This window comes from Testudinibacter crocodili (assembly GCF_006228025.1).
Lineage (GTDB): Bacteria > Pseudomonadota > Gammaproteobacteria > Enterobacterales > Pasteurellaceae > Chelonobacter.
In genome coordinates, this window is the sequence record NZ_VDHF01000067.1 from 1 (window position 1) to 14,597 (window position 14,597).

At 50.7% G+C, this 14,597-nt stretch carries 2 protein-coding genes; both read right to left on the minus strand.

The window, feature by feature from the left end; all coding sequences use genetic code 11:
• Positions 1-80 precede the first annotated feature (80 nt).
• Complete coding sequence (locus FHQ23_RS07870) at positions 81-827, minus strand: OmpA family protein (protein WP_139613828.1); 747 nt, start codon at positions 825-827, stop codon at positions 81-83.
• A gap of 64 nt (positions 828-891) precedes the next feature.
• Complete coding sequence (locus tag FHQ23_RS07875) at positions 892-14,298, minus strand: YadA-like family protein (RefSeq protein ID WP_139613829.1); 13,407 nt, start codon at positions 14,296-14,298, stop codon at positions 892-894.
• Between the last annotated feature and the right edge of the window lie 299 nt (positions 14,299-14,597).

Sequence of the window (14,597 nt, forward strand, 5' to 3'; positions counted from 1 at the left end):
TTTTGTCTACTATGCCAACCATATAATAAACCCTGCCATGATAATGACAGGGTTTATTTTAAACAGCGCTTCGTAACAACTTAGTTAGCCGAGATCACCACACGGCGATTTGGACGCAGGCAATCACGCAATGCTTGTCCTTGTTCCGCGTCACACGCCACCACTTGATCCGCTTTGCCGTGTCCGACCGCTGTGACCGCACTTGCCGCAAATCCTTTGGAAACCAAATAGGCTTTCACCGCTTCAGCACGTCTTTGCGACAACACTTGATTGTAGCTGTCTGAACCTAAACGATCGGTATAGCCGTCCACTGTCAGTGCTTTGCTGCCACTCGCATTTAAACCACGTGCCACCTCATCAATCACTGATTTGCCTTTGGCGCTCAAGGTCGCCGAGTCAAAATCAAACAAGAAGTCGCCTGACAGTTCATACTGATTGTTACAGCCGGTTGGTTTCCAGAAAAACGATTGGGCGTTCATGTCTTTGTCGAACAACACTTTGTATTGACAAATTTTATGTTCACCGTTTTGACGGTAGTTGAACACATAATCCCATTCACGCACCGCAAACAAGCCTTCGCTAAAGTGCGGTCTGCCGATCAGATAATACAGCTGATCTTTGTTCATACCTTTTTCGATCATGCGCACGTTATCCCAGTTCGGCCAAATGCCATACTGCGAACCGCTGAAATTCACCCCGGCATCTTCCACTTTCGGCCACATCGGTTGATCAGTCGTGCCATCGGATTTAACATCACTCAAACGACAGCCCGCTAATGCTACCGCAACAGCCAGTGGTAACGCATACTTCACTAACTTTAATTTCATCTCACAATTTCCTTTTTGTTGACCGCACTTTGAACAAGTCTGCCCAAAGTGCGGTTAAGATTCATTACCACTGATAACCTACGCTGACAGAACCACCGGCATCACCTTGACTGGTTGACATACCAGTCAGTTTCACCCCGATTTTACCATTGTCAGAGATTCTGGAGACACCGATAGCCAACGCATTTTCACCACGATAAGTCCCTGCACCAACAGCAACCATGGATTTACCCGGCAGGTAGGCTTGGTAGAGACCGGCGGTTGCCAACGCTCCGGCGATACCGGCTCTGGCACTCTTATCAACTTCATTGATACGTCTGTTCAGGTTATTCCCCATCGCTTGAACTTGTCCGAAGTTGACCGCATCCCCCGCTTCAGTTGCATTGCCTACATTGCTGATTTTGGTACCCGCTGCATTAATGCCGCTGGTTGTCAAGCTAGGGCCATTGCCACCACCCGTGGTGAGGCCATTGCTGTTCATCACGGTACCACCAGTGGTAACACGGCTGAACTCCGGTGTATCGGTCATACTGATGGTCAGGTTATTACCACTCACAGAAGTACTGATGTTTTTACCATCACCTTTCACGTTGACGGTATTACCCAGTTTCGCATCATAGCTGCCGCTATCACCAGTAAAGGTAATTGGTTTAACAATCTCTTGGTTGAAGTAATTCAATGCTCCACCGACACTGTTGGCGGTTACTGTCGAACCATCCGTTTTGGTGATGGTATAAGTTGGAGCCGTCACCGTACCGTCAGGGTTAACTTTCGCGCCATCGCCCAATGCCTTAGCAACAGATTGAGCAACATCATGCACTTGACCACCATTGACAGCTTGTTGGCTACCTGCGGCAATGCTGCCGGCTTTCACCCCATCAATCACGGTATTGCCTGCATTGATACCGTTGTTGTCGATCTTGACGGTATCACCGAACTTGGCACTGGCAACTTCCACATCTTTGGCTAATGCCACGGTAATATTACCCTTGGCATCCACTTGTGTCATGATGTTTTTGCCGCCATCAAATTTGCTGAAGTCGGTATTGCTGTCCGCACCTTTCACACTCACCGTTGATCCCAGTTTAGCCGTATAGGTATCACCGCTATTGGCACCAAATTTCAGACCGTTATCAACCAAATCGCTAGTGGCATTTTTGATGGCATTATGCACATCGCCACCGTTCACTACGTCGGTACTAGTTGCACTGATATCGCCGGACGCCACATTGGTGATCTTAGTTCCTGCCGCATCAATCCCAGCTTTAGTCACACTCGGACCGCCTGCGATGGTTAAGCCATCGTTGTTGATGGTAGTATCGCCCGCTTTAACACTGTCTACCTTCAGATCTTTAGCGGTAGCAACATTATACGTCGTACTGCCGTCACTGTTGGTTGTTGGGGTAACCACAATATTGTCACCCGCAGTGACAGTCGTTTTGGCAGCCGCTGCCGCTTTATCCAACTGATTAATGGCTTCGTTGACACTGGTCACCGATTTGCCGGCAACATTCATCGCCGTATCATCCAGCTGTGCCACGGTTTTACCTTCACCATCTACCACTTTCACTGTGCCGGTAGTGCTGACGCCATCTTTGCCGACACTGGCTAAGGTTGTACCATCTGCACCTTTAACGCTCATGCCGTCCACACCATAGCTGGCTGTGCGACCATCGTCATTGGTCACGGTGGTACCCGCACCATTCAATACCGTGGTGTTGCCATTGGCATCCTTGCCGACCGTCACGCTATCCAAGCCACTCAGTTCTTTCGCCAACGCCACACGAATCAGACCATTATCCACTTGGGTCATGATGTTTTTACCCGCATCAAATTTGTTGAAGTCGGTATTTTCATCTGCCCCTTTCACGGTCACGGTGCTACCTAGTTTCGCGGTGTGGTTATTGCCGGTGTTGGCGGCAAAGATCAAGCCTTTGTCAGTTAAACCGCTGATCGCATCCGCCACTTGCCCCTCGGTTGCGGCAGTATTGCTGCCGGTATAGGTTTTGCTGTTGTCCCATGCGGTGTTGGTTAAACCGCTCACCGTCCCTTTGGCACCATCAATCACCACCGGATTGGCGCTACCTACTGTGGCTTTATCCGCCCCATAAGTGCTGGTGTTGGTGCCGTCGGTGACGGTTGTGCCGTTTGCTGCCACCGTAGTGGTGTTGCCAGCCGCATCTTTCACCACCGTACCCGCTGCCGTGGTTGTCGTGCTATTGCCCGCTGCATCTTTAATGGTATCGCCGGTTGCACCATAGGTCGCACTGTTACCAGCCGCATCTTTCACTTCGGTTCCGGCTGCCGTCAGTTTGGTGACATTGCCCGCACCGTCATCAGCCGTTACGCTGGTGGCAGTAATATCCTTAAAGGTCGGACTCTCTTTCATGCTCACCGTCACCGTGGTTTTACCGTCCGCATCTTGTGTCACGTTAGTTGCCAAGTTGGTGGTGACGGTATCAGTTGCATTACCTGCCACAATCGCCAACTCTTTACCCAATTTATGGGTTTTAACGTCTGCGTTATCAGCATTGACTTTAAAGCCGCTGTCGGTCAATCCTGTGACCGCACTTTGCAGATCAGCCACATTGACCGCATTGGTCAACACTGCGCCGGCTGCATCACCCAAAGCCGTATCGCCCAAACCACTCTTCACATTGGTCAACTGCACCGGCGTTGTGCTGCCTGCGCCGCCCAAGGTCACACTGTCTTTCTTAGTCGGATCATCATACTGCACCGCATTGTCTGCTTTCGCCAACGATTCGGTCACTTTATCACTCAACTTCAGCTTGATGCCTTGGTCTGCTGCGGTTGTCTCAATTTGATCCGCCGTACCGGTCACCGACAATGTTTGTGTTTTCAGATTAACATTACCGGTACCGCTATCTCCTGCGGTATTCAGTGCGACCGCATCGACCGTTGTCGTTAACTGATCATCCACATATTTTTTATTCGCGGCATCACCATCTGCGGTTGGTGCAACCAAACCACTGACTTTGCCTGCACCAATCGTCACCGGATTGTCACCACTGGTCACAAATGTTGGTGCGGTCACCGTGCCGGTAAAGGTCGGTGCATTTTTCATGCTCACGGTCACCGTGGTTTTACCGCTGGCGGCATCTTGCTCCACTTTCGTCAACAAGTTGTCGCTTGAGGTAGCGTCTGTGGTATTACCCGCCACGATTGCCAGCTCGTTGCCCAGTTTATGGGTTTGAACCCCACCTTGGTCAGCATTCACTTGAATACCACTGTTGGTGATGCCCGCAATTTGATTGTTCAAATCCCCTGCATTCACTGCTTTGTAGGCATTCGCTGGGTCAGTAATATCGCCTGCACTAGCCACATTGTTCAACGCCGTACCACCGCTCATTGGTGCAAATGTGCCATCCGCATTTTTAGTCACAGGCGTACCGGTGGTACCCGCCAAGGTCACACTGTCTTTATTCGGTGTGCCATCTGCGTTTTTGTCGTACTTGACCGCAAAGCTGTCAGCCGCTTGTTGCACACTGTTCAACTGGTTCAACGCCGTGTTGACATTGGTAATATCGTTGCCATCTTTGTCTTTCACTGCAATCGGCGTGCTATCCAAAGAAGCAACTTCTTTACCATCCTTGTCTTTGATCACCAGACCATCAGCGCCGTAAGCACTGGTGTTGGTGCCGTCGGTTACAGTTGTGCCCGTTGCCGTCAGTTTGGTGACATTGCCCGCACCGTCATCAGCCGTTACGCTGGTGGCAGTAATATCCTTAAAGGTTGGGCTCTCTTTCATGCTCACGGTCACTGTAGTTTTACCGCTGGCGGCATCTTGCTCAACTTTGGTTGCCAAGTTGTCACTTGAAGTCTCGGTGGCATTACCCGCCACAATCGCCAGCTCGTTGCCCAATTTATGGGTTTTAACATCTGCATTATCGGCATTGACTTTAAAACCGCTATTGGTCAACCCTGTGACCGCACTTTGCAAGTCAGCCACATTCACTGCATTGGTCAACACCGCACCGGCTGCATCACCCAAAGCCGTACCGTCCAAACCGCTCTTCACATTGGTGATTTGGTTGCCACCATTGTTCAAGCCGTCTTTGGTCAGGCTAACTGGGTTACCTGCGGTACCGTTGCTGATGGTTAAGCCATTCGTGGTGAGTTCACTGTCACCAACCGTGACTTTTTCCAATCCGGTCAGGTTTTTCGCCAGTTTGACGGTGATCGAACCGTCTTCCGCACCCACCGTACCGATGTTGTTATCGGTCAATTGATCCGCAGCTGCACCGCCTTTCACGCTCAGCACGTCAGTCGGTTTGCGTTTCACTGTCACCGCTGTGTTGTCGCCTTGATATTGCGTTTCGGTATTTTGAATCGCCGTATACACATCACCACCGTTGACTGCGTCGGTGCTGCCATCTGCCACAGTGCCTGAACCGACATTGGTGATTTTGTCACCGCCCACATCCAAACCGTTGGCTGTGCTGGTCAATGTGGTGCTGTTGGTAGCATCACCAATTTTCACACTGCTGAATTCTGGTGTGGCCGAAGTGGCAATCGATACTTTCTGCCCATCTTGAGTAATGACAATATTTTTACCGGCATCAATGGTCACGGTATCCTCAGCTTTCACTACGGTGACCGCACTTCCACTGGCAGTGCCGTCCGATTGAGAAGTCGTAACGTTCCAGCCTTTTTGCAAGGTTTCAATATTTTGATTGGTGGCAAACAACTGGCTGCCATTGACTGCATCCGTGCTGTTCGCACTCAGATCTCCCGCCTTGACATTGGTCAACTGCACCGGCGTTGTGCTGTCTGTGCCACCCAAGGTTACTTTATCTTTCACAGCTGGATCATCATACTGCACCGCATTGTCTGCTTTCGCCAGCGAATCGGTTACTTTGCTGCTCAGTTTCAGGGTAACGCCTTGTTCTGATGCCGTGCTTTCGATTTGGTCGGTGGTGCCGTTAATCGCTAAAGATTGGGTCTTCAGATTAACGCTGCCTGTCCCTGTGTCGCCTGCTGTGTTCAGGGTTACCGCACCTACTGCGTCGCCCACTTTGCCGTCAACATAATCTTTATTGGTGGCATCACTGCCAGCTGTCGGGGCAACCAAGCCAGTGACTTTGCCATCACCAATCGTCACCGGATTGTTACCACTGGTCACAAATGTTGGTGCGGTCACCGTGCCGGTAAAGGTCGGTGCATTTTTCATGCTCACCGTCACCGTGGTTTTACCTTGCGCATCTTGCTCAACTTTGGTTGCCAAGTTGTTGCTAGATGTGTCTGTGGCATTACCCGCCACAATCGCCAGCTCGTTGCCCAATTTATGCGTTTTAACATCCGCATTATCGGCATTGACTTTAAAACCGCTATCGGTCAAGCCTGTGACCGCACTTTGCAGGTCAGCCACATTCACTGCATTGGTCAACACTGCGCCACTGGCATTACCCAAGGTTGTACCGTCCAAACCGCTCTTCAGATTGGTGATCTTATCATCACCCACATCCAAGCCGTTGGCTGTGCTGGTCAACGTGGTGTTATTGGTGGTATCACCAATTTTCACGCTGGTGAACTGCGGATTCTCCGCTAATTGAATTTGTACGGCACCGGTGGTTTTATCCGTGATGGTCTGGATATTTTTACCGCTGTAGGTGCCTGCTGTCGCCGCATCCGTTGAGAGCGCTGTCAGGCTGCCATCAGTTGCACCGTAGATCTTCAGAGTTTCGCCTAATTTACGCTCAACATCGCTCGTGCCGTCTGCCGCTACACGGCTGTTGCCGGCAAAAGTCAGTGGTTTCGCTGCTGCGCCTGCCACTTCATTCAATTGCGCCACATTCACCGCATCGGTATCCGCTGTGCCGGTGGCAACATTGGTGATTTTGTTGCCACCATTGTTCAAGCCGTCTTTGGTCAGGCTGACCGTATTACCTGCGGTACCATTGTTGATGGTCAAGCCGTTGGTGGTAAGTTCACTGTCGCCAACCGTGACTTTTTCCAATCCAGTCAGGTTTTTCGCCAGTTTCACCGCAATCGAGCCATCAGCATTGCCTACAGTACCGATGTTGTTATCGGTTAAATCGGTTGCTCCGCCAGTAATGCTCAACACCTCAGCCGGTTTGCGAGTTACGGTCACGGTGGTGTTATCACCTTGATATTGACTTGCGGTGCCTTGAATTGCCGTATACACATCGCCGCCATTCACTGCGTCGGTGCTGTCCGCGGCTACCGTACCTGAACCCACATTGGTGATTTTATCACCGCCCACACTCAAGCCATCGGCTGAGCTGGTCAGCGTAGTGTTATTGGTGACATCACCAATTTTCACGCTGGTGAATTCCGGATTATCAGAAGTGGCAATAGTTAATGTTTTGCCCTCTTGAGTTACCAAGATATTTTTGCCATCTTTAAACGTCACCGTATCCTTCGGTGCAACATTTTCTGCTTTCGTATCATTGGCTTGCACATTCCAACCCGCACTGGCAACCTCGCTAACCGCTTTTAACTGGTCTTCTGTTGCCGCTTGACCGCTGGTGATGTTCGCCACGTCAAAGGTTTTGTTGGTCAAACCGCCAACGGTGCCGGCTTCGCCATTGATGGTTACCGGTTTGCCTGTGGTTGCATTGCCAATAGTAACGGTATTCGCCAATGCCAACTGCGCACCACCGGCAATCGTTGTACTGGTGATGTTGCTATCGCCTTTCACATTGATGGTGTCGCCCAGGGCATATTTATTGCTGCCCTCGGTGCCACCAAAATTAATGCCTTTGGCAATATTGGCCGCATTGGTCGCTACATTGGTATTGGTTTCAAACAATTGAGCACCATTAACCGCTTGTTTGCTGTCCGCAGACAATGTTCCCGGTGCAACATTGTTAATAGTCACACCACTGCTGGTATCGCCGTTAGCACCCATCAGCGTAACTGAATTGGTGGCTGTAAATTGATCGCCATTAGAGGCATTGCCACCTGCTGCGGTATTGGTGTTGCTGTAGCGAATCGCACCCGGTGCGGCTTCCACAGTCACTACGCTATTGCCATTGGCATCTTGTGTAACATCAACCAACGTTGTTTCTTCATTGCCGGAAACAAAATTCACCCGCTTACCGGCAGCCACATTGCCCACTTTGGCGGCGGTGATATCGTTACCGATTTCCCAGCCACCAGCAACTTTATTCAGTTGCGAAACATTGACCGCATCATCATCATTCACGCCGTCTGCCACGTTGGTGATCGGTAAGCCGCCTGCATCAATGCCGGCACTGGTAATCGTCACTTTATCGCCAACCGATAGGCTTTCGGTTTCGACATCGGTTAATCCGGCTAGGTTTTTCGCCAGTTTCACTGTGATCGAACCGTCTGTTGCACCTACAGTACCGATATTACCATCGGTCAATTGATCCGCAGCTGCACCACCTTTCACACTCAACACTTCAGCCGGTTTGCGTGTCACCGTCACCGCAGCATTATCCCCTTGGTATTGGGTTTCCAGATTGGTAATGGCATTTTTCACATCGCCGATGTTGGCAGCGTTGGTGAGGGTATCACCTGCGGCATCTGCCAAGGTTGTGCCGTCAACACCGCTCTTCACAGCGGTGATTTGTTGGTTACCTGCATTGATACCGGTTTGGCTGATGCTTGGGCTGTTTGCCAAAGGTGTGCCGTTGGTTTCAGTAAAGCTTAAGCCTTTAGCACCATAAACGGCTGTGTTGGTACCATCAGTCGCCACTACCGACACCGGATCGCCCAGTTTAGCCGGTTTGATTGCCACCGATGTATTGCCGCTAACCACGTCCAAACCGTCTTTATCCAGCTTGTTGCTGTTGATGGTAAGGCTGCCTGTTGCGCCAAGGTTGACATCTTTTGCCAGTTTTACCGTTAAGGTATCTGCGCCATTTGAAACAACGCCGATATTGTTGTCGGTAAGATTGGCTTCGGTGGTATTGCCCCCTTTAACATTTAAGGTTTCGCCGAGTTTACGGGTGGCGTTGTCACCACTGTCACCGGCAAAAACAAGACCTTTGCTGGCAATATCTTCAGAGGCTGTCACGCCTTTGGCAATATCTTCCTTGGTCTTATCGGTTAAGTCCAGCGCATAATCGGTAACGTTAGTGGTGGCATTTTTATCACCCGCAGTCACTTTAACCGCACTTGTCGTTGCTGCCGATACCGTGGTGCCGTCTGCATTCACGGTATATTCAGTGTTCACATCAGTGGTTGTTGAGGTTACGCTGGCTACATTGGTGCCTTTGACGACGCTGCTGGTTTTAGCCGCATCTTGTACTGCTTTCAACTGGCTATAGTTAACCGCATCCGTGTTTTCTGTACCCGCAGTAACATTGGTAATTTTTTGATTACCCGCATTGATGCCATCTGTTGCGCTCATGCTTGGGCCACCATTGCCGGTGCTGATGGTGGGTGCCGTAATACTCTCTGTGGCTGTCACTGTAGTAAACGACGGAGTCATGCTGGTAGAAACTTTAATACCGCCGTCATTGGTGATCAGAATATTGTCACCATTAACAAAATTCAACGTGGTGTTGTCTTTGTTGATTGTCGCTGCTGTTGCACCGTTCACCTGCGCTGTCCAAGATTGAAGTGCGCCATCGGCTTTAGCAATACTGTCTTTAGTCTCTTGCGAGAGATCCACTTTGTAGTTGGTGATATTGGTGCCGTCTTTCGGATCGGCCGTCACTGTAACCGCACTTGTCGCTGCTGATACTGTGGTGCCATCGGCATTCACGGTATAGACTGCTTGACCATTGATTCCATCTGTTTTCACCACACTGGTCACATTCGTACCCGCTGCCACTTCGGTTTTTGCTGCTTTAATCGCCTCGTGTACGGTATTTTTATTGGTATCACCAATATTGGTCATGGTGATTGTGCCATCAGCCGCCAAAGCCGCATTGCCGCCTAAAATACCGACTGCGGTAGTAGCAACCTTACCCAAGGTTAAATTAGTGGCATACAACTGGCTGCCATTGATGGCATCAGTGCTGGTTTGGCTAATACGTCCTGCCGCCACATTGGTCAGCGTACGCTCTTTACCAGCCTCACCCACGCTCACAGTAGAGGTGGCGGCAGTGCCGGCAAAGCCGGAGTAAGTCAATTTGCCTACCGTTGCTTCGGTGGTGTTAACCACCGCTGCAGTAGATGAATTGCTACCCAAAGCGACATCACCGGCATTAGCCGTGGCTTTAGCCGTATCCCCTAAAGCTAAAGCACCATCGGTTGTTGCCTGGCTGGAATAGCCAATCGCGGTTGCTGTAGCATTAGCGTCAGTCGGTGTAGTGGCTTTACTTTGTCCGCCAATCGCAATACCACCAAAATTATCAGAATCGGCGGAAGTCGCTTGAGCTCCTAAACCAATTGCCACGGCATTATTGCCATTGGCAACCGTTCCGCGTCCCATGGCGACAGAGCCGGTTGCTGCATTGCTATTATGACCAATCGCAACCGAATCCGCCCCATCAGAGGTCTGAGCATTCAAGCCCATGGCAATACTTTGCGCCCCTACTGCTTTGGCATCTGGTCCCAGCGCCATTGCATTGGTGCCGGTGGCACCGTCATTATTATAGTTACCTGCTGTTGTTGTCGTGTTATTAACACTATAAAAATGGGTTAATTTTTTAGAAAGCGTATCTGCCACGGCATACAACTGGCTGCCGTTAATGGCATCTAAGCTACTAGCAGAGACTTGTCCGTTGGCTACGTTTTGAATTTGACGTGGTTTATCCGCTTTGCCCACACTTACCACATCGCCATCTGCCGGTACCGCACCTGCTGGAGCGTAGGTGTAAGTTAAGCCGTTTAAATCAGTTTTTGCGGTATCCATCGCTTTGCTGACGGTAGAATCATTGCCCAACACCACAGCGCCATCTAAACCAGTGGCGACAATAACATTGTTGCCCAACACCATCACATTAGAGGAGCTAACATCATTGCTGTTACCCACAATGCGGATGCCACTTGAGCCGCCAACAATCATCATATTGTTGTTACCAAAGGCACCGGAATTGTTGGCTGCAATCGGCTGAGCAGAAGTACCATTATCGTTACCAATGGTATAAGTACCGCTGCCTGAAATATAAGACGGATCACCCAAGGCACCGGAGTTGGCGCCTCTCACCACGTTGCCGGTACCAATCGAGATAGCATTGGCCGCCAGTGCTTGTGCCCCGCTACCTAAAGCGATGGCGTTAGCAGCGGTGGCGCTGGTGTTTTGATAGGTTGTGCCAACTGGCAATGCACTACCGATGGCAATAGCCGCTTCGCCGGTGACTCGGGTGGCAGTGTTGGCAAGCACTGTACCATTGGTATTATAACGTGCACCGCCGATAGCAATGCCGGCTTCGGCAGGCATGGCTGTGGTGCCTGCGGTGGCATATTGCCCCACGCTCACGCTGCCGTTGGAAGCGGTGGAATTGGCATTGGCACCGACCACCGTGGCACCAGTGGAGCCGGTGATACGAGTATTGCCGCCCAGTGCGGTGGCACTGCCCACGCCTAATGTATTTGAGTTGGTGGAGTTGTCGGCTTCATCGGCAGCCACAATGCTGGCACCATAGCCCAGCGCCACGGAAGCCTGAGCGACAGGGCGGCCACCTACCATAGCTCTGGCATTATCGCCAATCACCACATTGCCTGCACCGCGGTAGTTGCTGATACCAAACCCATTGGTAGTATTCATGCCACCGGAATTCCAGTCTTTAGGCACGGTGGTGGCATTACGCCCGATTACCACGCTGTTGGTCGTTGCCCAAGCGCCTTCGCCAAGTGCGGTACCCAGATTAGCCCCCGCATTTCTACCAATTGCCGTAGATGAACCTGCTGTGGCACTGGTTATACCTGAAGTAGTTGCCCTGGCATTGTCACCAATGGCAACACCGGAATAAGTACCAGCGATGGCATTAATGCCAATGGCGATGGCATTAGTAGCAGTGGCATGAACGAGGGCAGTGTTACCCATCGCAATTGAGCTTTCCCCGCGCGCCCTTGCTGTATTACCCACTGCGACAGCATTGGTATTGATGGCTTGCGAGCTTCTACCAATGGCAATGGCATGATCTTGGCTCGCAACAGCGCCAGTGCTTAATGCCACGGTATGCGAAGCCGTCATCGGTGCTGCACTGGTTCCTCTGCCGGCAGTCTGGCCAATCGCAATATTATTGTTGCCGGACACATACTGCCCGGCTTGTAGCATGGCGGCAAAGTTGTTGCTGCCGGAAACGTTTTGCCCCGCTTGCGAAGACAACGCCAAATTGGTATTGCCGGTTACATCTCGCCCGGCATTGCGACCAATGGCGGTATTTTCAGTATTGTTAGTTCCGGCGGTGGTGGTGCCTGCACCGCTGCCGATGGCAATGGTGAAGGCTTGGGTATTCTGTTGCCCTGCAGCGCTACCCATCACAACACTACCTTGTCCCAAGGCATTGGCACTATTACCAACCGCAATCGCACTTATACCGCTAGCCTGAGCTGAGCTGCCCAATGCAACGGTATTGGTGTTGGTGGCTTGTGTTCCGACGGTACCAATGGCAACGGCATTGTTGCCGCTGGCAATGGCATTGGCTGCTGCACCGCCGCCGATGGCAATGGCTTGTTGCCCCGTGGCTTGTGCAAAACTGCCCAGCGCAGTGGAGTAGCCGGTGCTGCTGCTGGACAATGCACTGTCACCAATAGCGACAGAGCCAGATTGTGTGTAAGGTGCAGCGGTTGTCCCACCAAAGCCGGCATTGCGACCAAAAGCAATATTGGCTGTGCCACTAACATTAGAGCCCGCTTGGAAGCCCATGGCGAAGTTGGCACGGCCGGATACGTTTTGCCCTGCATTGCCGCCGATTGCCACGTTGCCGTTGGCAGTGGTGGTTTGCCCCACACCGGCAGCACTACCGATGGAGATATTAGTGCCGTTTGCTGGATCGGCGGGACTGCTTGTACCATTGGTGTAAGCCCCTCTACCAATCGCTATATTGCCTCCGCCGGCTAATGCCTGCGCCCCTGAACCCAGCGCAACTGAATCGAATCCCGTTGCATTAGCGCTCAAGCCAATCGCAACGGCATTGGAAACGGTACCCGTGGCCAACGTACCGATCGCAATAGCATCAGCGCCGCTGGCTTTGGTATTATTGGTGGCATCCAAATTAGAACCCGTGGCGGTAGAAGAGCCAATCGCAATTGCCCGCTGGCCGCTGGCCGAGGCGGAATGCCCCACTGCCATAGCCCCCACTTCGCTGGCGGTGGCCACATTGCCCACTGCCAAGGCAAAATCTTTGCTGGCTTGCACTTCGCGGCCAATGCCAATGCTGGCATTGCCGTTGGCTTGGTTTACTGCACCCAAAGCAATAGAAGACACACCATTGGCGGTATTGCCAAAGCCGGATGCCCAAGCAAAGGCATTGCTGGCATCGTTATTATTGCCAAAAGCATAGGCGGCGTAATCGAATCCGGCATTTGTTGTACCAACCAAGTTGTTATAACCCAGTGCAACACCACCGGTTAATACATTATTTTTAGCCCCCACAGCCACGGGGGCAACTTTAGAAAATGCGGTTCCAGTATCTGGTCGTGGAATATCTACATTATTACCTACCACCCTGCGACTAGATACGCCTTGGCTAGGAAATGTGCCAACATTGCTGGCTACCGCGCTATCGCCAATCGCAACAGAAGACGCACTTAAAGCTTGAGAAAATGCACCCAGTGCGGTTGATTGTTGCGCCTTGGCATAGCTTTTGGCGCCCACAGCGGTGGCTTCGGCACCTGAATCACCGCCTGCTCCTTCAGTCCAAACACCTAAGCCACCACCGGTACCGACTTGGGTTTGATTAATCTGTCCTGCCGTGGCAGCAGGACCAATAGCAGTGGAGCCTTTGGTAAGCCCTTGAGCATTGCCGCCAATCGCCACTGCACCCTGCCCTAAAGCCGCTGTGGCACGATAATCTGTATTGCCAGTGGAAGTATTAGATGTTCCCGTTGTCCCAAAACCACGCCCAGCAGTGTAGCCATAGCCCAGATTATATAGCCCGCCTATGTCATCACCACCAATGGCGACCGCACCTTGCCCTGCACTCAACATATCATTACCAATGGCAATCGCCTGATTGCCGGTACTACGCACATTGCTACCAATTGCAATTTGTTGGATATTATTCGTTCCACTAGTCTGGGCGGAGTTGCCAATAGCCACACTTTTATCCGTTGAAGAACTGGCATTTGGACCACACCAAAAATCAATAAAACCATTTGCTGTATTACTGTTATAGTTACAGGATGTTGTAGCAGCAAAAGCTTGCGGGGTATAGCCAAAAACTCCAGCCATTACTATAACTACAGCCGACAGGTAAAAGCTGGGGGAGACAACTTTAGGTTTGAAACCTATCTCATGGGCAACCAAAGAACGACTGCTTTTACTTCTAGCTGAACCAAGCTCAGAGACAGCAATCCACACTTGTGCTGCTTCACTCCAAATTACTTTATAAATTTTATTCATTGTTATACCCCACTACACTGACTTGTTAAAAACAAACTCTTATCATTTTTAGACTCAACACCATAATTTCGGCATTAAACCACTTTTTCAATTACTTTTCTATATAATAGGTAAAAAATTTTTTTATTACATTTAATTACATAAACACACAATAATCTGCGAGAATCGATATATTCGGTCAACATGATTAAATAAATAAAATAACTTTATGAAAATAATCAGTTTTATGTTTTTTTATAAAACTAATCAGAGGCAGTATGACGGGAAGTTTTCTGTGGAATAGACAAAGTGCGGTCTAA

Excerpts from the sequence above, each read along its gene's own strand:
- FHQ23_RS07870 (WP_139613828.1), bottom strand. The coding sequence starts at position 827 with ATGAAATTAAAGTTAGTGAAGTATGCGTTACCACTGGCTGTTGCGGTA.
- FHQ23_RS07875 (WP_139613829.1), bottom strand. The coding sequence starts at position 14,298 with ATGAATAAAATTTATAAAGTAATTTGGAGTGAAGCAGCACAAGTGTGG.